Annotated in this window: 19 protein-coding genes; 12 read left to right on the plus strand and 7 right to left on the minus strand. The window is 68.7% G+C overall.

The genetic code is table 11. The features are described 5' to 3' along the window. Positions 1-45: 45 nt before the first annotated feature. The gene (locus AWC18_RS01395; protein WP_085137197.1) at positions 46-396 is read right to left on the minus strand and encodes a metallopeptidase family protein; all 351 of its coding nucleotides are present in this window, start codon (positions 394-396) and stop codon (positions 46-48) included. After that, entirely contained in the window at positions 393-1,502 is a 1,110-nt protein-coding gene (locus AWC18_RS01400) for a septum formation family protein (protein WP_234784364.1), read from the minus strand. Before AWC18_RS01400 ends, AWC18_RS01395 begins: the two co-directional genes overlap by 4 nt. An 82-nt stretch (positions 1,503-1,584) precedes the next feature. Between AWC18_RS01400 and serS the strand changes: the two genes are divergently transcribed. Beyond that, positions 1,585-2,847, plus strand: a complete 1,263-nt coding sequence (gene serS / locus AWC18_RS01405) for a serine--tRNA ligase (RefSeq protein ID WP_085137199.1) — start codon at positions 1,585-1,587, stop codon at positions 2,845-2,847. Between the two features lie 16 nt (positions 2,848-2,863). Here the strand turns inward: serS and AWC18_RS01410 are convergent, their stop codons facing one another. After that, positions 2,864-3,337: a DUF2834 domain-containing protein gene (locus AWC18_RS01410; RefSeq protein ID WP_064996751.1), complete on the minus strand. Its 474-nt coding sequence runs from the start codon at positions 3,335-3,337 to the stop codon at positions 2,864-2,866. Positions 3,338-3,417: 80 nt separating this feature from the next. On the opposite strand from AWC18_RS01410, the gene AWC18_RS01415 reads away from it, so the two are divergent. After that, the gene (locus AWC18_RS01415) at positions 3,418-4,002 is read left to right on the plus strand and encodes a TetR/AcrR family transcriptional regulator (protein ID WP_064996750.1); all 585 of its coding nucleotides are present in this window, start codon (positions 3,418-3,420) and stop codon (positions 4,000-4,002) included. A gap of 67 nt (positions 4,003-4,069) precedes the next feature. Beyond that, positions 4,070-5,626: a phytoene desaturase family protein gene (locus tag AWC18_RS01420; RefSeq protein WP_064996749.1), complete on the plus strand. Its 1,557-nt coding sequence runs from the start codon at positions 4,070-4,072 to the stop codon at positions 5,624-5,626. Positions 5,627-5,650: 24 nt separating this feature from the next. On the opposite strand, the gene AWC18_RS01425 is transcribed toward AWC18_RS01420, so the two are convergent. Continuing rightward, complete coding sequence (locus tag AWC18_RS01425) at positions 5,651-5,986, minus strand: hypothetical protein (protein WP_064996748.1); 336 nt, start codon at positions 5,984-5,986, stop codon at positions 5,651-5,653. Beyond that, complete coding sequence (locus AWC18_RS01430; RefSeq protein ID WP_085137201.1) at positions 5,983-7,542, minus strand: MBL fold metallo-hydrolase; 1,560 nt, start codon at positions 7,540-7,542, stop codon at positions 5,983-5,985. The genes AWC18_RS01425 and AWC18_RS01430 overlap by 4 nt, the downstream gene beginning before the upstream one ends. A gap of 83 nt (positions 7,543-7,625) precedes the next feature. Between AWC18_RS01430 and AWC18_RS01435 the strand changes: the two genes are divergently transcribed. The 4 genes from AWC18_RS01435 to AWC18_RS01450 are packed head-to-tail and all read left to right on the plus strand — an operon-like array spanning position 7,626 to position 10,835. Next, positions 7,626-8,417 carry a lysophospholipid acyltransferase family protein gene (locus AWC18_RS01435; protein ID WP_064996746.1) on the plus strand — a complete coding sequence of 264 codons (792 nt, stop codon included), beginning with the start codon at positions 7,626-7,628 and terminating at the stop codon, positions 8,415-8,417. 7 nt (positions 8,418-8,424) lie between these two features. Further along, on the plus strand, positions 8,425-9,198 hold the full coding sequence (locus tag AWC18_RS01440; protein WP_064996745.1) for a lysophospholipid acyltransferase family protein: 774 nt from the start codon (positions 8,425-8,427) through the stop codon (positions 9,196-9,198). A 3-nt stretch (positions 9,199-9,201) separates the two neighbouring features. After that, positions 9,202-10,002 carry a lysophospholipid acyltransferase family protein gene (locus AWC18_RS01445; RefSeq protein WP_085137203.1) on the plus strand — a complete coding sequence of 267 codons (801 nt, stop codon included), beginning with the start codon at positions 9,202-9,204 and terminating at the stop codon, positions 10,000-10,002. Next, the gene (locus AWC18_RS01450) at positions 10,002-10,835 is read left to right on the plus strand and encodes a Cof-type HAD-IIB family hydrolase (RefSeq protein WP_064996743.1); all 834 of its coding nucleotides are present in this window, start codon (positions 10,002-10,004) and stop codon (positions 10,833-10,835) included. Before AWC18_RS01445 ends, AWC18_RS01450 begins: the two co-directional genes overlap by 1 nt. A gap of 8 nt (positions 10,836-10,843) precedes the next feature. Here the strand turns inward: AWC18_RS01450 and AWC18_RS01455 are convergent, their stop codons facing one another. Both AWC18_RS01455 and AWC18_RS01460 read right to left on the minus strand, forming a co-directional pair. Next, positions 10,844-12,532, minus strand: coding sequence for an N-acetylmuramoyl-L-alanine amidase (locus AWC18_RS01455; RefSeq protein ID WP_064996742.1), 1,689 nt, complete (start codon positions 12,530-12,532; stop codon positions 10,844-10,846). A 166-nt stretch (positions 12,533-12,698) separates the two neighbouring features. Continuing rightward, a complete protein-coding gene (locus AWC18_RS01460; protein WP_064996741.1) occupies positions 12,699-13,541 on the minus strand; it encodes a hypothetical protein in 843 nt (280 codons plus the stop codon). Positions 13,542-13,833: 292 nt separating this feature from the next. Here AWC18_RS01460 and glf point away from each other — a divergent pair, with 292 nt between their 5' ends. From glf to aftB, 5 genes are read left to right on the plus strand one after another with little or no spacing between them, the layout of a single operon-like run. Beyond that, the gene (gene glf, locus AWC18_RS01465) at positions 13,834-15,027 is read left to right on the plus strand and encodes a UDP-galactopyranose mutase (RefSeq protein ID WP_085137205.1); all 1,194 of its coding nucleotides are present in this window, start codon (positions 13,834-13,836) and stop codon (positions 15,025-15,027) included. After that, on the plus strand, positions 15,024-16,919 hold the full coding sequence (locus AWC18_RS01470; RefSeq protein ID WP_064996739.1) for a glycosyltransferase: 1,896 nt from the start codon (positions 15,024-15,026) through the stop codon (positions 16,917-16,919). The genes glf and AWC18_RS01470 overlap by 4 nt, the downstream gene beginning before the upstream one ends. Next, complete coding sequence (locus tag AWC18_RS01475) at positions 16,916-17,497, plus strand: phosphatase PAP2 family protein (RefSeq protein ID WP_064996738.1); 582 nt, start codon at positions 16,916-16,918, stop codon at positions 17,495-17,497. The genes AWC18_RS01470 and AWC18_RS01475 overlap by 4 nt, the downstream gene beginning before the upstream one ends. Beyond that, on the plus strand, positions 17,494-18,417 hold the full coding sequence (locus tag AWC18_RS01480; protein ID WP_064996737.1) for a decaprenyl-phosphate phosphoribosyltransferase: 924 nt from the start codon (positions 17,494-17,496) through the stop codon (positions 18,415-18,417). The genes AWC18_RS01475 and AWC18_RS01480 overlap by 4 nt, the downstream gene beginning before the upstream one ends. Beyond that, positions 18,395-20,419 carry a terminal beta-(1->2)-arabinofuranosyltransferase gene (aftB, locus tag AWC18_RS01485; protein WP_085137207.1) on the plus strand — a complete coding sequence of 675 codons (2,025 nt, stop codon included), beginning with the start codon at positions 18,395-18,397 and terminating at the stop codon, positions 20,417-20,419. The genes AWC18_RS01480 and aftB overlap by 23 nt, the downstream gene beginning before the upstream one ends. Positions 20,420-20,651: the final 232 nt, after the last annotated feature.

Here is a 20,651-nt window from a genome sequence, read left to right on the forward strand (position 1 = left end):
ACTGCGCGCCGACAACCCCGGTCCGGCGCGCCGCACCGAGCGCCGTCAGCCCCAGCCCAATTCGTGCAGCCGGTCGTCGTCGATCCCGAAGTGATGGGCGATCTCGTGGATCACCGTGATCCGGACCTCGTCGACCACCTCGTCCTCGGACTCGCACATCTCCAGCAGAGCATCCCGATAGATGGTGATGGTGTCGGGCAGCGAGCCGGCGTAGCTGGAATCGCGCTCGGTCAGCGCCACCCCTTCATAGAGCCCGAGCAGATCGGGCTCCTCGGCGTTGCGGTCTTCCACCAGCACCACAACGTTGTTGAAGGCCGCGGCCAACTCGCGCGGAATCAGGTCCAGGGCGTCGGAGACAAGATCGTCGAACCGGCGCGGGTCCATCGCGACACTCACCGCGGCTGGCTACCGGCGGGCAATTGATTCAGCCGCTCCGCGGGGATCGACGGCGGCGGAACGGGGGGCTGACCGTTGATCAGCAGCGATCCGCGGGCACTGTTGATCAGCGTCGCCCAGCCGCCGTTGCCCAACGTGGCGCCGAGGCTGCAGGACACCGATCGGCTGCCCGCCGCCCAGCTGGGCAGCGAGACGGTGGCATAGGTCAGCGTCAGCGTCGTGTCGCGCAGCTGCACCGGGTCCAGGTAGGCGTCGGTGAGCCGGGTGCAGGACTCCTTGATGAAGGCATCCTGTTCGGGCTCGGGAGGCAGCGCGTCGGGAAAACGCTCGGCCAGGTTGACCGTGCCGGTGACTTCCTTGGTGTGCGGTGCCGCGCAGTCGACCGGAACGTCGTTGGGCTGGTTGGTGGCCGGATCGATGCCCAGGCAGGTGCCCGGCGGCCAGACCTTGGACTGGTCGATGTCGGCGATCTTGCCGACGAACGCGGTCTGCTGGCCGCCCACGCCCGGCAGTTGCAGGCCGCACAACATCCGCCGCTCGCCGTGCTGGCGCCACGCGCGGTCGCCCGCCCACAGCATGCTGGCGACGAACTTGCTGTGCGGGTCGAACTTGGCGCCCAGATAGCGGCGCACCGACGACTCACACTGTTCCTGGGTGATCTGCTCGATGCGGGCCATCGACGGCGGCGGGGCGTCCGGCCCGTATTCGGCGCCCGGGAACATCTTCATGTCCACCGGGCCGGACACCTCGAACTTGTGCTCCTCGGCGCAGCTGACGATCGTCGCCGCATCCAGGTCGTTCTCCGGCCAGTTCAGGCAGTCCCCGGAAACGGCGCGATCGATCGCCTCGTTGCCCTTGACGGTCCCCAGCCCCAGCCCCGGACCAGTGCCTTTGCCGCCCACGACCGGTACCGGCTCGGCGTTCAGGCGGCCCAGCAGCCCGGCGGGCCCCTCGCCGAGGACGGGCACCACCGTGATCAGACCGGCGATCAGCAACCCGCCCAGCGCGGTCAGCAACAGCGCGCGCCGCGTCGGGGCGGCGGGCAGCGTGCGTCGCCAAGACACCCGCTTGGCGGGTGGATTCTCCTGGTCGGCTGCCTCTGACATCGGCTCCATTCTGACAGGCAGCCGCAGACGCGTGACAAATGATGCGAAAGTGATGCAGCCGGCCAGGTTGTAGGGTTTTGCCGTGATCGACCTGAAGCTGCTGCGTGAAGACCCCGACCGTGTCCGCCGCTCCCAGGTGGGTCGCGGTGAGGACCCGGCCCTGGTGGACGCCCTGCTGGCCGCCGACACCGCACGCCGCGCGGCCATCGCCGCCGCTGACTCGATGCGCGCCGAACAGAAGGCGGCCAGCAAGTTGGTCGGCAAAGCGACGCCCGAGGAGCGCCCCGCACTGCTGGCGCGGGCCAAGGAGCTGGCCGAGCAGGTCAAGGCCGCCGAGACTGCCCAGAGTGAGGCCGAAGCGGCCTTCACGGCTGCGCACATGGCGATTGCCAACGTGGTGATCGACGGAGTGCCCCCCGGCGGCGAAGACGACTTCACGGTGCGCGACGTGGTCGGTGAGCCGCCGGCGATCGAGAACCCGCGGGACCACCTCGAACTCGGTGAGGCGCTGGGCCTGATCGACATGGGGCGCGGCGCCAAGGTCTCGGGTTCGCGGTTCTACTTCCTGACCGGCCGCGGCGCGCTGCTGCAACTGGGTCTGTTGCAGCTGGCCGTACGCGTGGCCGTCGACAACGGGTTCACCCCGATGATCACGCCGTCGCTGGTCCGCCCCGAGGTGATGTCCGGCACCGGATTCCTCGGCGCGCACGCCGACGAGGTCTACCGGCTCGAAGCCGACGACCTGTATCTGGTGGGCACCTCCGAGGTGCCGCTGGCGGGCTACCACGCCGACGAGATCCTCGACCTGTCGGGCGGGCCCCTGCGCTACGCCGGGTGGTCATCGTGTTTCCGCCGGGAGGCCGGCAGCTACGGCAAGGACACCCGCGGCATCATTCGGGTGCACCAGTTCGACAAGGTCGAGGGGTTCGTCTACTGCCGGCCCGAGGAGGCCGAAGCCGAACACGACCGGCTGCTCGGCTGGCAGCGCGAGATGCTGGCCCACATCGAGGTGCCCTACCGGGTGATCGACGTCGCCGCGGGCGATCTCGGATCCTCGGCTGCCCGCAAGTTCGACTGTGAGGCGTGGGTGCCCTCCCAGGGCACCTACCGCGAGCTGACGTCGACGTCGAACTGCACCACCTTCCAGGCCCGCCGGCTGGCGACCCGCTACCGCGACGAGAACGGCAAGCCGCAGACCGCGGCCACCCTGAACGGCACGCTGGCGACCACCCGGTGGCTGGTGGCGATCCTGGAGAACCACCAGCAGCCCGACGGCAGTGTGCGGGTGCCGAAGGCGCTGGTGCCCTACGTCGGCGTGGAGGTTCTGGAACCGGCCGGCTCCTGATTCGCGTGCCGAGCAGCTACTCCGCGGCCTTGGCGTGCCGGTGCTGGCGCTCCATGGTGGCGAAGTAGAAGGCGTAGGCGAAGGCGCAGCTGGTGAACAGGCTCGACACGAAGTACAGCCAGGGACGCCGCAGCCCTCGGCGATAGCCGTCGACGATGGTGAACAGCGGCAGCAGAACGACGTTGATGATCGTGTAGTCCTGGCTGGCCGAACCGGCCGCCGGGTTGGTGAACATCAGCTGGATGTAGTGCGTCCAACTTCCCGGCCCCCAGATCGGGTTGTGGTTGGGGCCGTGCGCGTATTGCTGAACAAAGCGGATGTTGAAGTACCAGCCCAGCACGATCGAGGCGAGGCCGACCGCGTAGTACACCATTTCCAGAGGTGAGAAAGCGCTGCCCCCAGCGGGTTTCGCGAAGACCGCGCGATTGGATGACACGATCCACCACAGGGTCGCCAGGCCCAGCACTGCATGCACGATGAGCGAGATCATGGGCCAGTCTCATCACGCGCCGCAAACATTGTCAATATTGCCATTCTGTGCGAGTGTGTTGCTGCGGTACGTTTACCGGCATGCCCAGAACGCCCCAGACCGCGCGTAGCGAACGCACCCGCGAAGCGTTGCGTCAGGCCGCGCTGGTGCGTTTCCTGGCGCAGGGCGTGGAGGACACCTCCGCCGAGCAGATCGCCGCTGACGCCGGGGTGTCGCTGCGAACGTTCTATCGGCACTTCACCTCCAAGCACGATCTGCTGTTCGCCGACTATGACGCCGGGCTGCAGTGGTTCCGCAGCGCCCTGGCGGCCCGCCCGCCGGTCGAGCCGATGATCGAGGCCGTCAAGGCGGCGATCTTCGCGTTCCCCTATGACGTGGAGGCGGTGACCCGGATCGCTGCGCTGCGTGCCGAAGAGCTCGACCCGGAACGGATCGTGCGGCACATCCGGCAGGTGGAGATCGACTTCGCCGATGCGGTGGCCGAGCGGCTGCGGGCCACCGCCGGGCGTGAACCGATTGACCCACTGCGGGTGGCCGTCACGGCCCGCTGCATCGCGGCCGCCGTCTTCGCCGCGATGGAGGTCTGGATGCTGGGTGCCGACCGCACATTGGCCGAGCTGGCCCGGATGTCCCGCGCCGCGCTGGACTCGCTGCGCAACCTTTAGTTCCGTCAATATTGACAAAACCATCCCTGCGTGCCAGCGTTCCTCCGAAAGCGGGAAGGGCGGATGGATGTCGGATTTCGACGCGATCGTCATCGGCGCCGGACACAACGGACTGGCGGCTGCGCTCATCCTGCAGCGGGCCGGACTGCGCACGGTGTGCCTGGAGGCCGGACGCTACGCCGGGGGCATGGCCTCCACCGTGGAGCTGTTCGACGGCTATCGGTTCGAGATCGCCGGCTCGGTGCAGTTCCCCACGTCGGCGGCGGTCAGCGCGGAGCTGGGGCTCGACGCGCTGGAGAGCATCGACCTGGAAGTCATGTCGGTGGCGATGCGGGGCGTCGGGGACGACCCGCTGATCCAATACACCGACCCGATGAAGCTGTTCACCCACCTCAGTGAGGTGCATGGCGCCGAGGCGGTCAACGGCATGGCGGGGCTGCTGGCCTGGAGTCAGGCACCCACCCGCGCGTTGGGCCGCTTCGAGGCCGGGCGGGCGCCGAAGTCACTCGACGAGATGTATGCCTGCGCCACCAACGAGTTCGAGCGATCAGCCATCGACGACATGCTGTTCGGCTCGGTCACCGACGTGCTGGATCGGTACCTGCCCGACCGGGAGAAGCACGCGGCGCTGCGCGGCTCCTTCACCGTGCTGGCCGTCAACACCCTCTACCGCGGGCCCGCCACCCCCGGCAGTGCCGCGGCACTGGCCTTCGGTCTGGGTGTGCCCGACGAGAACACCGTGCTGATGAAGAAGCTGCGCGGCGGTATCGGCGCGCTCACCGGGCACCTGTGCCAGACGTTCACCGGCTTGGGTGGCCAGCTGCGGCTGCGCGCCGCGGTCTCAGAGATCCTGGTCGCCGACGGGGCGGTGGCCGGGGTGCGCACCGAATCGGGGGACACCGTGAGCGCACCGGTGGTGGTGTCGGCGATCGCTCCCGACGTCACGGTCACCGGACTGCTCGACGCGGCTTCGGTCCCGGAGGATGTCCGCGCCCGCTACGCCCGCACCGACCACCGGGGCAGTTATCTGCAGATGCACTTCGCGCTGGACGAGGCGCCGGTGTTCACCGCGCCCTACGAGGCGCTCAACGACCCTGCCATGCAGGCTTCGCTGGGGATCTTCTGCACGCCCGAGGAGGTGCAACAGCAGTGGGAGGATGCCCGCCGCGGCATCGTCCCGGCCGATCCGACTGTGGTGCTGCAGATCCCGTCGCTGCATGACCCCGAGCTGGCCCCACCGGGCAAGCACGCCGCCTCGGCGTTCGCGCTGTGGTTCCCCATCGAGGGGGACGGCAACTACGGCGAGATGAAGGTCGAGATGGGTCAGCGGGTGATCGACAAGATCACCAGGCTGGCACCGAATTTCGAGCTCAGCATCACGCGGCACACCACCTTCACCCCGCGGCATATGGGCACCATGTTCGGTGCGCCCGGCGGCGACTACTGCCACGGCCTGCTCAATCCGAATCAGATCGGCCCCAACCGGCCCGGACCGCGGGGCTTTCTCGGCCAGCCCCTGCCGGTGGCGGGGCTCTATCTCGGGAGCGCGGGCTGTCATGGCGGGCCGGGGATCACGTTCATCCCGGGCTACAACGCCGCGCATCAGGTGTTGGCCGACCGCTGAGAGGCGTGGGCCGCACGGCGGCGATTACTCGGGGGCCAGCAGCTCGTCGAGCAACGCCCGGAACGCACGCGGGTCGGCGGGGGTGAACGCCGGTCGCGGCCACGGGTCGCCGTGCAGTTCCAGGGTGATCAGGGTGGACCGCGTCGGCCGTTTGATGTCCAGCGGCAGCCAGCGCCGCAGATCCGAGCTGCCCCAGATCCGGAAGCGGTGAGTCCACGTGCCCAGCGGTTCCGCGCGGTACCCGCGGACCGCCGACAGCGGGATCACCTTCGCGGTACCGGAGGGGAAGTGGTAGCGGCGCAACGTGATCGCCCGGTGATCCAGGGCGACCAGTCCGTCGTCGTAGGAACTGGCGGTCATAACCTCTCGCAACGCAGTTCGTGGCCCTTGGCGGTCAGGCAGCGTCCGGACTTGAGATCCCATTCCCAGCCGTGCTGATTGCAGGTCAGGGTGTCGCCCTCGACCACTCCGACCTTCGACAGGTCGGCCTTCATGTGCGGGCAGCGGCGCTGAATCTGCCAGTCGCCCAGTGTGATGGTCGCCGAGTCGTCGTGGCTCTCGCCGAACCAGCCTTCGGCGTAGACGATCCGGTCCTCGGTGAGGCACTTGAAGAAGGTGTAGAGGTACTCGTTGTAGCCGCCGACCCGCCACGCCCGGAACCGGGTGGACAAGAAGATGGTGTTGACCCAGTCCGGTTCATTGTCGCGCAGCACGGTCCGCACCAGCTCGGGTGGAATGCCGAAGCCGTAACGGAACTTCTCGCCGGGAATCGGTTCGCGCACTATGCGTTTGGGGAAGTCCAGCACCACCGTCTCGGTGTGGCCCTGCCCGTCGAGCACCAGCTCGACCGGATAGCCGATGCCGTCGCAGATCTCGTTGCTGCGGGCCATGATCGGCTCGAACAGAGCACGCAGCGGCTCCAGCATCGCCGGGCCGGCCGCCGGCGCCCAGGAGGCCTTCTCCGCGGCCAGCGCGGGGGCCATCCGATCGGCGTAGGCGGCGATGTAGTCGGACTTGCCGGTGGTGAAGATGGCCTCGACATCGGCGTCGTCCAGCGGGTGGCTCAGTGAATCCAGTTGTGCTCCGGTGAAACTGGCGGTGCTTCCCGGAATCATCAACAATCCGCCGTCGTGGCCGTTCCGGCGCAGCTGGTCTAGGAACACCATCTGGTCGGGGAAGATGTTGGCCGGGTCGCCGTGGTCGTCGTTGAGGTAGCGCAGCTCGGAATCCAGGAAGCATGGCGGACCGGCTGAGGGCACCACCCAGGTCGCCCCGACGTGGGAGACGTATTGGCGGGCGCGGTCCATCTGCCGCTGGCGCTTCTGGACGCCGAACGCCTCCTTGGCCCGGGCCGGCATGTCGTAGACCATCGGGTACCAGATCGCCCCGCTGTACTGCAGCAGGTGCACGTCGATGGCGCCGAAGGCGTGGAGCACATCCAAGTCGATCGGGCGCGAGTCGTTCATGTTGAACACGGTGGTCACACCGTCGGAGACCACCAGGCCGGAGTCGCCGATCGGTCCGTCGGCCGGGGCGCGCAGCGCGATGATCATCACGTCCAGATCGCCCTTGGGTCCCGACACCGTGTGCCGCTGGGAATCGGCGGTCTCGAAGAATCGGTGAAAGCCCAGCCCTTCCAGCTCGCGGCGCAGGTCCGGCACGGGAAAGTCGGGCAGCAGCACCACCGCGTCCTTGTTGACGTGCGCCGCCAGGTGCCGCGGGTCGAAGTGGTCGTGGTGCAGGTGCGAGATGTAGAGGTAGTCGCAGTCGCCGAGGGCGTCCCAGTCCAGCGTGGAGTTGTCCGGGAACGGGACCCATGACCCGAAGTAGGCCGGATTCACCCACGGGTCGCACAGGATGCTGCCTGCGGCGGTCTCGATCCGGAAGCCGGCGTGCCCGACGCTGGTGACCTGCACTTGTACCTTCTCCCGACGCTCTAAGAGATCCCTTCCGAGCTTACCGGCGGTCGAGGTGCCCCCATCGCCTAGGCTTGGGTGCTGTGGAGGCTTGGTACGGCGCTGTCGCCGCCGCTGCGCGAACGTTGTGGCGTTATGAGGGTTTGAAGATCATCGTCACCGGCCGGGAGAACATTCCCGCCACCGGCGGAGCGGTGGTCGCGATCAACCACACCGGCTACCTCGACTTCCTGTTTGCCGGCGTGGCCTCCTACGACGCGAAGCCACGGCGCTGGGTGCGCTTCATGGCCAAGAAGGAGACGTTCGACAACCGGTACAGCCGCCCGATCATGCGAGGCTGCAAGCACATCGCGGTGGACCGCAGCCAGGGTGCGGAGTCCTATGCCACCGCGGTCGACAAGCTCCGGGCCGGAGAACTGGTCGGGGTCTACCCGGAGGCCACCATCAGCCGCAGTTTCGAGCTCAAGGAGTTCAAGAGCGGCGCCGCGCGGATGGCGATCGAGGCGCAGGTGCCGATCATCCCGCATATCGTGTGGGGCGCCCAGCGGATCTGGACCAAGGACCACCCGAAGAAACTGGGCCGCACCAAGGTGCCGGTCACGGTGACGATCGGCGAGCCGATAGCGCCCACGCTCCCGGTCGAGGAATTGCGTGCCCTGCTGCAGACCCGTATGCAGCAGCTGCTGGAGCAGGCGCAGGACGCCTACCCCGACGATCATCCCGCCGGGGCATTCTGGGTGCCCCGACGCCTGGGTGGCAGCGCGCCCACCCCCGCCGAGGCGCTGGAGCTCGATGCCGCCGAAGCGGTGCGCCGAGCCGAGGAGCGGGCCGCCCGCCAGCAGCAGCCGCCGAGCCCGACGGGCACCGCGGAGTAGAGCTGGCATGCAGCCGGTCTTTCGTGCGCTGGAGCTCACTGCGCTGAGCCTGGTGAAGATCGCCGGCGCGCGGGTCGAATACCGCGGGCTGGAACACATCCCGGCCGACGGCGGCGCCGTGATAGCGATCAACCACACCGGCTACGTGGATTTCCTGCCGGCCGGGCTGGCGGCGTATTACCGCGGGCGCCGGATGCGGTTCATGATCAAGGCCGAAATGCAGCAGGTGCGGGTGGTGAACTACCTGATCAACCACACCGGCACCATCCCGGTGGATCGCGCGGCCGGCGCCGACGCCTACCAGCACGCGGTCAAGGCCTTGCGTGCCGGCGAGGTGGTGGGCGTCTATCCCGAGGCCACCATCAGCCGCAGCTTCGAGCTCAAGGAATTCAAGTCCGGGGCGGCCCGCATGGCGCTGGAGGCGCAGGTGCCGATAGTCCCGCTGATCGTCTGGGGCGCCCACCGGCTGTGGACCAAAGACCATCCGCGGGCACGGTTGGTGCGCAGCAAGATCCCGATCACCGTCCTGGCGGGTGAACCACTTTCTCCGTCCGGTGACGCCGCCGCGCTCACCACCCGACTGCGTGAGCGAATGGCGCCGCTGCTGGCTCAGGTGCAGCAGGAATACCCGCACCCGGCCGGCGAGTTCTGGGTCCCCCGGCGACTCGGCGGCGGCGCGCCCACTCCCGCCGAGGCTAGGGTTGTAGAAGAGCGGGAGCTTGCCGAACGGATGCGCAGGCGAGCCGGCGACTGCCTCGCGGACCCACCGGGCACGGAGTAGACCATGGCAGAACCCTTCTTCCGGGCGCTGGAGATCGTCTTCCCGCTCCTGGCGAATGCCAACGGCCCGCACGTGACAATCGACGGCCTTCAGAACATCCCCGAGCATGGCGGGGCGGTGCTCACCGTGAATCACACCGGCTACCTGGACTGGTATCCGGCCTCGGTCGCGGCCCTGCGCCGCAACCGCCGGCTGCGATTCATGATCAAGGCCGAGATGACCGAGGTCCCGGTGGTCAACTATGCGATCAAGCACCTCAAGTTGATTCCGGTCGACCGCTCCGCCGGGGCCGGCGCCTACGACGAGGCGGTGCAGCGGTTGCGGCAGGGTGAGCTGGTCGGTCTGAATCCGGAGGCCACCATCAGCCGTAGCTTCGAGTTGGGGGAATTCAAGACGGGTGCTGCCCGGATGGCGTACAGCGCGGGCGTTCCGCTCATCCCGGTGATCGTCTGGGGGATCCACCGGGTCTGGACCAAGGACCACCCGAAGCACTTGTGGCGTAATCACATTCCGGTGCTGACGAGAATCGGGCAGCCGATGGCTGCCGGCGCTGACGCGGCGGCGACCACCGCTGAGCTGAGGAGCACGATGGCGGAAATGCTGCACCGGGCACAGCTGGAATACCCGCACCCGGCGGGGGCGCACTGGGTGCCGCGCCGGCTGGGCGGCAGCGCGCCCACCGTGGCCGAAGCCCAGCAGATGCGCGAGGCTGAGCTGGCCGAACGTGAGCGCAGACGTATCGAGCAGGGGCGGGCCCGTAGCGGCCGGCTGCGGAAGACACCGGCCGGACGGAGTTCGCACTGATGCAGCTGCAAGGCGGACCGCCCGCGCTGATCGCCAGCGACGTCGACGGCACGCTGCTCGACAACACCGAGAACATCACCGCGCGCACCCGGGCCGCGGTGCACGCGGCCGTGGACTCCGGCGCGCGCTTCGTGCTGGCGACCGGACGTCCGCCGCGCTGGATCAAGCCGGTGGTGGACGCGCTCGGGTTCGCGCCGATGGCGGTGTGCGCCAACGGAGCGGTGATCTACGACCCGGCCACCGACCGGGTGATCTCGGCACGCACCCTGTCGGCCGAGGATCTGGTCAAGCTGGCCGAGGTCGCCGGCCGCGCCATCCCGGGTGCGGGCCTGGCCGTGGAACGCATCGGCGAGAGCGCGCACGACGCCGCCACCCCGCAGTTCGTCAGCTCGCCGGGCTACGAGCACGCCTGGCTCAACCCCGACAACACCGAGGTGTCTCTCGAGGATCTGCTGTCTCAGCCGGCGATCAAGCTGTTGATTCGCAAGGCGGGCATGCCCAGCGCCGCCATGGCCGAGCAGCTGTCAGCCCACATGGGCACGGCCGCGGAGCTGACTTACTCCACCAACAACGGGCTGATCGAGGTGGTGCCGGCGGGTATCACCAAGGCCACCGGAATCGAGGAGCTGATCGCGCCGCTGGGAATCGACATCGGGCAGGTGGTGGCGTTCGGGGATATGCCCAATGACCTGCCGATGCTGGTGCAGGCGGGGCACGGGGTGGCGATGGGCAACGCCCACCCCGAGGTACTGGCGGCAGCTGCCGAGATCACCACACCCAACACCGACGACGGCCTGGCGCGGGTGCTGGAGCGGATCTTCGGGCCGCAGTAATTCAGCGGCTAATTGACTCCGAACGGATCGATCACCGGCGAGAAGCGTTCGAGTTGCACCGGCGGGCCGTCCTCCTGCAGCGGGGGCAGCTCTTCGGCAATGCCGTCGACCACCCGGATGACCGTCCCGCTGGCCCAGTTGTAGTTGAGGGTGCCGTGCTGGAAGTTCTGGCCCACCCATTCGGGTTCGGGGATTTCGGCGCTGGTCGGCAGGCCGAGCACACCACGCTCGTATCCCAGCGACGCCCACGCGTCATAGATGGCCCCGGTGATCGGCTGCGCGCCGGTCTCGGGTGACCAGTAGATCGCGCCGTGCTCGAAGGTGGCGTACTTGGTGGAACCCTCGCCGATCGCCTCCGGCGACGTGACGGCGCCGAGCATGCCCTCGGCACCGCCCAGTTCCATCCAGCGGGTGTGGATGGCGCCGCCCTCCATCATCCGGACGAGGTCTTCGGGTCCGGGCGGCTCATTGAACCGGGCGGCGATGTCCCGAATCTCGTTGAGTGCGATGTAGCCCTGATCGCCGGGGCACTCGGTCGCGTCGAGGTCGCGGTGGCCGATGATCGAGGGCAGCATCAGCGAGGCGCCGCGCGGAACGTTGGTGAACGCACCCCCGGCAGAGGTCAGCTGCGCGAGGCCGCGTGGATCGGTGCGGTCCAGACCTAACCGCCAGCCCAGCAACCGGCCCACCGTCTCGATCTGGATGGGCGGGGGAGGCTCGTCCTCGAAGGTGCCGATCATCGACACTCCCCAGGTGTTGCGGTTGAACCCGCCGGCGTGGCTGCCCATGATGCCGCGGGTCAGACCGCCGGCCCGGCCCTCGAAGACTTGGCCGTACTTGTCCACCAGCGCGTTGTAGCCGATGTCGCACCAGCCCAGGGTGCGGGTGTGATACGCGTAGATCGCCCGGATGATCTCTGCGGAGTCTTCCGGGGCGTAGTCGTTGGAGCCCGCGGTGTGGTGCACCACGGCCGCGTGGACCGGGCCGCTTTCCACCGGTTTGCCGCACCGGCCGTAGGCGCCGGCGCCCCAGTGGCTGCGCGGAATGATGTTGGGGGGCTGGCCCGGGCCCAGCACCGCCTTCGGCGGTTGCCACTGCGCGTCGACCGGGGCTTTCGGCGGCGTGATCAGCACCGCGGAGATGTTCTGGGCAAAGGGCTGTTCGGCGGTGGCCGGCACGTAGCCCAGATCTGCCGGGGCGGACTTGGTGGCGGCCGGCTTGGTGGGGGGCTTGGCCGGAGCGGGATCGCTCGGCGCGGTTCGGGTGATCGCGATCTGTACGGCTGTGGTTCGGCCGACGAACACCGGCTCGGTGCCGTCCGGGCCGAGGGCGGGCGCATCAGCCGGCCGCGGGCCCGGGGTCTCCTGCTTGGTCTCGTGCGCGGTGGCATACCACGGCCCCCACGACCCGTCGGTGCGCTTGGCGCGGATCCGTGCGGACGTGCCGCTGAGGTCGGCGCCGGTGAGCGCGACCATGGTGAACGGTTCGTCTTGGGTGATCTCGCGGACGGTGACGCCCGGTTCCAGATCCGGCAGTGGCTGCTGGTTCAGCTTGGTGGCCGCAGCGCTGGGGGGTGTGGCAGAGGCGTCGACCGGCGTGATGCTCGGCCCGGAGTTCAGGGCCCACGGCAGGATCAGCACGGTCGCCAGAGACGCGGTGAGCTTGATCGTCGGCGGGGGACGACGACGGGTTTGCACGTGCTGATGTTACGTATGTGTCGTGTGTTGTTGGTGATGCGACACGCGCCCGCCGGCTCCGGGCGATTCCCCCGGAATTGTTAACGGCACCGCAGAGTCCTCGGCGCCCGCCAGGTGCGGGCTGACTCTGCGGTGCCGTTGGGCGGAACAGCTCCGCTGTTGTGTCTTACGGCACCGGCGGCGGGGGCGGGGCGGCAATGGCCGGTCCGGCACCCTGTGCGGCCTGTGCGATGGACGGGATCACCACACCCTTGATCAGGTCGATGGCCTGCCCGGCGCCCAGCTGGTTGGCGGCGCTCATCAGGTCGCTGACCAGACCGCCGCTGCCGCTGCTGGTCTCCGGGTATCCCAGGGCCGGGTCGCCGAGGATCGGGTAGGTGCCGTCGAGACCGGGGTCCAGGCCCAGCGGCGAGGTGAGCGGCAGACCGTCGGCCCCGAGCAGGCCGGTGTTGTCCAGGCCGGGGCTGGTCAAGCCGGGGCTGGTCAACGGGCTGGTCAGGCCGGGGCTGGTCAATCCCGGGCTGGTCAGCGGATCGGTCAGCGGCGGCGTGGTCAGGCCGGGGGTGGTCAGTCCGGAGGTGGTGGACACCCCGGGAGTGCCCAGCGGCGGCGTCGACAGCGACGGCGTGGTCAGCGACGGGTCGGTGAGCCCCGGCGAGGTCAGACCCGGCGAGGTCAGACCCGGCGAGGTGAGGCCCGGTGTGCCCAGACCGCCGGGGTACACCCCGGTCGACGCCCCCGGGTACAGCCCGGTCGAAGCGGACCCGTTGTTGAATCCGGGCACCGGCGGGATGTTCACACCGAACTGGGACAGGCCCTGGCTGAGGGCGGTGATCAGCTCACCGGGCAGGTCGGCCACGGACGAAGCCGCGACGAAGTCATGATGCTGCGGCGCGCTGCTGTGGGCGGCCAGCTCGGACACTGCGACAACTGCGAACGGACTCGCGACGGCCAGGGCGGCGACTGCGCTCATGGTTGTCGAGAGCCTGCGTCGACGTCGGTTCGGCACGGAAGTCTCCTCAATGTGTTTTGCCGTCGGGCCCGTTTCACGGATCGTCGCGGCGCTTACTGCACTTACATCTGCCCTACGTGATTGACGGTACGCGTGTGACTCGTGTGAAAAGAGTGACGAGATCGAATCGTGAGGAAACCGCTACCAACCCTTCCTCGGCGGGCGGAGACGGGTTTGCGGCCCCGAATTGCCGCGCGGCCGGCATCGGCGGGGCAATAGTCAACGTGCCGGCGGGGGCGGCGGGGCGCCGACGAGGCGGGCGGGCGCTGGTCGGCTACCCTTGGCGCCGATGACCGCTCGTTTTGACCTCTTTGTCGTGGGTTCCGGATTCTTCGGCCTGACCATCGCCGAGCGCGTAGCCACGCAGCTCGGCAAGCGCGTTCTCGTCGTAGAGAAGCGTCCGCACATCGGTGGCAACGCCTACTCCGAAGCGGAACCGCAGACCGGCATCGAGGTCCACAAGTACGGCGCGCACCTGTTCCACACCTCTAATAAGAGGGTCTGGGACTACGTACAGCAGTTCACCGAATTCACCGGCTACCAGCACCGCGTCTACGCCATGCACAACGGTCAGGCCTACCAGTTCCCGATGGGCTTGGGCCTGGTGTCACAGTTCTTCGGCCGCTACTTCTCTCCCGACGAAGCCCGGGCGCTGATCGCCGAACAGGCGGCCGAGATCGACACCGCCGATGCGCAGAACCTGGAGGAGAAGGCGATCAGCCTGATCGGCCGCCCGCTGTACGAGGCGTTCGTCAAGGACTACACCGCCAAGCAGTGGCAGACCGACCCCAAGGAACTGCCGGCGTCCAACATCACCCGACTGCCGGTGCGCTACACCTTCGACAACCGCTACTTCAACGACACCTACGAGGGCCTGCCGGTCGACGGCTACACCGCGTGGCTGGAGAACATGGCGGCCGACGAGCGCATCGAGGTCCGGCTCGACACCGACTGGTTCGATGTCCGCGACGAACTGCGCGCTGCCAGCCCCGATGCCCCGGTCGTCTACACCGGGCCGCTGGACCGCTACTTCGACTACGCCGAGGGCAAGCTCGGCTGGCGCACCCTGGACTTCGAGCTCGAAGTGCTCGACACCGGCGACTTCCAGGGCACGCCGGTGATGAACTACAACGACGGCGACGTGCCGTTCACCCGCATCCACGAGTTCCGGCACTTCCACCCGGAGCGCGAATACCCGACCGACAAGACGGTGATCATGCGGGAGTACTCACGTTTCGCCGGCGATGACGACGAGCCCTACTACCCGATCAACACCGAGGCCGACCGGGCCGTGCTGACCTCCTACCGGGCACGGGCGAAGGCCGAGACACAGACGGCGAAGGTGCTCTTCGGGGGGCGGCTGGGCACCTACCAATACCTGGACATGCACATGGCCATCGCCAGTGCATTGAGCATGTACGACAACACCCTGGCGCCACACCTGGCCGACGGGGTGCCATTGGGGGAGGACAGTAAGGCATGACCGACACTTCGAAGGCGGTGAGCCGGCTTTCGCGGATCATCCTGCCGCGCCAGGGCGAACCGCTGGATGTGCGCAAGCTCTACATCGAGGAATCCGAGACCAACAGCCGTCGGGCGCACCCGCTCACCCGCACCAGCCTGGAGATCGGCGAGGAGTCCGAAGTCTCGTTCGCCACCTACTTCAACGCCTTCCCGGCGTCCTACTGGCGGCGCTGGTCGATCGTCGAATCGGTGGTGCTGCAGCTGGAGCTGACCGGTGCGGGCCGCGTCGATGTCTACCGCTCCAAGGCGACCGGTGCGCGTATCGCGGTGGACGGCAAGCCTTTCGGATCCGTCGAAAACAGTGACACCCCGACGGTGGTGGAATTCGAGGTTGGCCTGCAGCCCTTCGAGGACGGCGGCTGGATCTGGTTCGACATCACCACCGACACCGCGGTCACCCTGGACCGTGGCGGCTGGTACGCCCCGATCGAGGCCCCCGGCCGGGCCGACATCGCCATCGGCATCCCGACCTTCAACCGGCCCGACGACTGCGTCAACGCCCTGCTGGCGCTCACCTCCGACCCCGACGTCGACGAGGTGATCAGCGCGGTCATCGTGCCCGACCAGGGCACCCGCAAGGTTCGCGACCATCCCGGCTTTGCCGCGGCCGCCGCCGCTCTGGGCGACCGGCTGTCGATACACGACCAGCCCAACCTCGGCGGGTCCGGTGGCTACAGCCGGGTCATGTACGAGGCCCTGAAGAACACCGGCTGCGAACAGATCCTGTTCATGGACGACGACATCCGCATCGAGCCGGACTCGATCCTGCGGGCGCTGGCGCTGAACCGGTTCGCCAAGACGCCGACGCTGGTCGGCGGGCACATGCTCAACCTGCAGGAGCCCTCGCACCTGCACGTCATGGGTGAGGTCGTCGATGCGGGCGTCTTCATGTGGACCAACGCCCCGCACACCGAGTACGACCACAACTTCGCCACCGACCCGCTGGCGGAGTCCCCGGACCTGCACCGGCGCATCGACGTCGACTTCAACGGCTGGTGGATGTGCATGATCCCGCGCGCCGTCGCCGAGGAGATCGGCCAGCCGATCCCGTCGTTCATCAAATGGGACGACGCCGAGTACGGGATCCGGGCCAGAGAACACGGCTATCCGACCGTCACCCTGCCCGGCGCCGCGATCTGGCACATGGCGTGGAGCGACAAGGACGACGCGATCGACTGGCAGGCCTACTTCCACCTGCGCAACCGGCTGATGGTCGCGGCCCTGCACTGGGACGGCAACATCTCCGGGCTGATCCGCAGCCACCTCAAGGCCACCCTGAAACACCTTGCCTGCCTGGAGTATTCGACCGTCGCCGTGCAGAACAAGGCGCTGGACGACTTCATGGCCGGCCCCGAACACATCTTCTCGATCCTGGAGTCGGCGCTGCCGGACATCCACGCACTGCGCAAGAACTACCCGGATGCGGTGGTGCTGCCGGCGGCCAGCGAGCTCCCCGCGCCCTCGCAGCGCCGCAGGCCGATGCGGCCCCCGGTGCAGCCGCTGTCCATCGGCTACCGGCTGGCCCGGGGCATCCTGCACAATCTCAAGGCCACCGCGCCGGAGCACCACCAGCGCCCGCAGCTCAATGTGCCCACCCAGGACGCCCGCTGGTTCCTGCTGTGCACCCAGGACGGCGTGACCGTCACCACCGCAGACGGGCGTGGTGTGGTCTACCGACAACGCGACCGGGAGAAGATGTTCGAGCTGCTGCGTGAATCCTTGCGCCGCCAATACGAATTGGCGCGCCGGTTCGACTCGCTGCGCCAGACCTACCGCCGGGCGCTGCCCACGCTGGCGAGCAAGCAGCAGTGGGAGACCGTGCTGCTTCCCGACGGTGCCACGTCGTCATGACCGAACTCGGCAGCGCCCCCGGCCGCACGGATTTCGATGACGCGGTACCCCCGCACGGCGAGGACGCCGTGCTGGTCGCGGTGCAGTCGGCACTGACCGGCCGGCCCGGCGTGCTGCCCGCCGCCCGGGCCATGTCGCACTTCGGCGAGCACAGCCTGGGCTGGCTGGCGGTCGCGGCGCTGGGCGCCCTGCTTCAGCCGCAGCGGCGGCGCAGCTGGCTGGTGGCCGGCGCCGGCACGTTCGCCGCGCACGCCGCCGCGGTCATCATCAAGCGCATCGTGCGCCGCACCCGGCCGGACCACCCGGCGATCGCGGTCAACGTCGGCACGCCCAGTGCACTGAGCTTCCCCTCGGCACACGCCACCTCCACCGCGGCGGCGGCCATCCTGCTGGGCCGCGCGGCCGGCCTGCGGCGCGGAGCCCTGCCGGCGCTGCTGGTGCCGCCGATGGCGTTGTCGCGCTTGGTGCTCGGGGTGCACTACCCCAGTGACGTGCTCACCGGTGTCGCCGTCGGCGCAACTGTCGCGGCCGTGACCGATCGAGTGATCCGTCTGGACAACTCTGGAGACTCGCGATGAGCGCAGAAACCCACGACCGCACGTCGGAGCTCGGCCCGCCGGCCAACCTGCTCTCCGGGGTGATCAAGGCCATGCGGCCCCGCCAGTGGGTGAAGAACGTCCTGGTGGTCGCGGCTCCGTTGGCGGCGCTCGGCGGCGGAGTCCACTACGACTACGCCGATCTGGCACGCAAGTCGCTGATCGCCTTTGTGGTGTTCTCTCTCGCGGCGTCCGCGGTGTATCTGATCAACGACGCCCAGGACGTGGAAGCCGACCGGGCGCATCCCACCAAGCGATTCCGGCCGATCGCCGCCGGTGTGGTGCCGGTCGGGCTGGCCTACGCCCTGGCGGCGTTGCTGGGCGCGGCCTCGCTGGGCATCTCCTATTGGCTGACCCCGAACCTGGCCCTGGTGATGGCCATCTACCTGGCCATCCAGCTGGGCTACTGCTTCGGGCTCAAACACCAAGCGGTGCTGGACATCTGCATCGTCTCCTCGGGATTTCTGATTCGGGCTATCGCCGGTGGCGTGGCGGCCAGCATTCCGCTGTCGCAGTGGTTCCTGCTGGTGATGGCGTTCGGGTCGCTGTTCATGGCGGCCGGCAAGCGCTACGCCGAGAAGCAGTTGGCCGAGCAGACCGGAGCCAAGATCCGTAAGTCGCTGGAGAACTACACCAGCACCTACCTGCGTTTCGTCTGGACGGCGTCGGCCACCGCGATGCTGGTCTGCTACAGCCTGTACGCGTTCGAACGCGACAGCGGTTCGGGTTCGTGGTTCGCGGTGTCGATCATCCCGATCGTCATCGGAGTGCTGCGGTACGCGGTCGACGTCGACGGCGGCATGGCCGGCGAAGCCGAGGACATCCTGCGGCGTGACCGGGTGCTGCAGCTGGCGGCGCTGGCCTGGATCGGAACCATCGGTGCAGCCGTCGCCTTCGGCTAGCTCGGCCCGGGGGGCCACGAGCGGCAGAGCACCGGACCCCCGGGTCCGGCCGCTGGGCTGGCCCGCGGTCTCCTACAGCCCCTCGGTGCGGCTGAGCTCATGGGCCGGGGTGGCGGTGGTGGTGCTGATGTTCGGCATCGGGGCGTGGCGGCGGCGCTGGATCTCCGATGACGGACTGATCGTGCTGCGCACCGTGCGCAATCTGCTGGCCGGCAACGGCCCGGTCTTCAACGTCGGGGAGCGCGTGGAGGCCAACACCTCCACGGCCTGGACGTACCTGATGTATCTGGGCAGCTGGATCGGCGGGCCGGTGCGCATGGAGTACGTAGCACTGGTCCTAGCGCTGGTGCTGAGCCTGGCCGGGATGGCGCTGCTGATGCTGGGCACCGCCCGGCTCTACGCCCCGGGCCTGCAGGGCCGGCGCGCGCTGCTGCTGCCGGCCGGGGCGCTGGTCTACATCGCACTGCCCCCGGCGCGCGACTTCGCCACCTCCGGCCTAGAGTCCGGGCTGGTGCTGGCCTACCTGGGCCTGCTGTGGTGGATGCTGGTCTGCTGGTCGCAGGCACTGCGGATGCCCCGATCCCGGGCCCGCGGACCGATCTTCACCGCGGCCCTGGCCTTCGTGGCCGGCTGCAGCGTGCTGGTCCGCCCCGAACTGGCGCTGATCGGCGGCGGCGCGCTGATCATGCTGCTGATCGCGGCGCGGGAGTGGCGGCCGCGCCTGTTGATCCTGGTCGCCGGCGGTGCCCTGCCGGTGGCGTACCAGATCTTCCGGATGGGCTACTACGCGCTGCTGGTGCCGGGCACCGCACTGGCCAAGGATGCGGCCGGCGACAAGTGGTCGCAGGGCCTGATCTACCTGGCCAACTTCAACGCCCCGTATGCGCTGTGGGTGCCGGCGGTGCTGCTGGTGGCGCTCGGTGCGGCACTGTGGGCGGGCGCCGCGGTGCGCTACCGGCCACGCCGGCCGGTCCCTCCCGGTGTGGGCCCGTGGGCGCGCCTGGTGCAGAGCCCTGGCGGGGTGGTCTGTTTCTTCGTGTTCAGCGGTCTGCTGCAGGCGGCCTACTGGGTGCGCCAGGGCGGCGACTTCATGCATGGGCGGGTGCTGTTGGCGCCGCTGTTCTGCATGCTGGCGCCGGTGGCGGTCATTCCGGTGCTGCTGCCCGACGGTGCGCGCTACCGCCGCGAGGCCGGCTACCTGCTCAGTGGCGCGGTCGGCCTGCTGTGGGTGGCGGTGGCGGGCTGGGCCCTGTGGGCGGCCAACTCGCCGGGCATGGGCGATGACGCCACCCGCGTCACCTACTCCGGGATCGTCGACGAGCGCCGGTTCTACTCCCAGGCCACCGGCAAAGCCCACCCGCTGACCGCCGCGGATTACCTCGGTTACCCGCGAATGCGCGCGGTGCTGAGCACGATCGCCGCCACCCCCGAAGGGGCGCTGCTGCTGCCGTCGGGCAACTACGACCAGTGGGACGTGGTGCCGGTCATCCTGCCGGTGCCCCCGGGGGTCGGCGTACCGACCGATCCCGATCCGGGGGCACCCGGTCCCCACACCGTCTTCTTCACCAACATGGGCATGTTGGGCATGAACACCGGACTGGACGTGCGAGTGCTCGACCAGATCGGGCTGATCAATCCGATCGCGGCGCACACCGAACGCATAGACCACGGCCGGATCGGCCACGACAAGGATCTGTTCCGGGACTGGGTGGTGGCCGACGGGCCGTGGGTCAAGTGGTACCCACTGATCCCGGGATACCTGGACCAGGACTGGATCGCCCAGGCCGAGGCGGCCCTGCGCTGCCCCGACACCGCGGCGGTGCTGGGCTCGGTGCGTGCTCCGATGGGCCCGCGCCGGTTCCTGTCCAATGTGCTGCACTCGCCGAGCTTCACGCGCTACCGGATCGAGAGAGTCCCGCGCGACGAACTGATCCGCTGCGGGCTTGCCGTGCCCGAGCCGACGCGACCGACCTACACCGGGATGCCGCCGGAGCTCCCCTGACCCGTCTGTCGCCCGGCCAACCCGAAAACTGTGACCGACGTCATGCTCCGGGCTCGGTAGCTACCCGCCTTGTTGGGCCTCACCGGCTGGTATGGGTGTAGGAGCGCAGCGCACCGACTGGCACAAAAACCTGTTTCGGGCGTGGTGGCGGACCCGTGGGTGCAACCCGGGAAGCTCAGCGGCGCGGGTTTTGTGGTTGACTACATCGGCACTGTCGCGTTTGTTCGCACAG

Origin of the sequence: Mycolicibacter nonchromogenicus, from assembly GCF_002101775.1 — a bacterium.
GTDB classification, from domain to species: domain Bacteria; phylum Actinomycetota; class Actinomycetes; order Mycobacteriales; family Mycobacteriaceae; genus Mycobacterium; species Mycobacterium nonchromogenicum.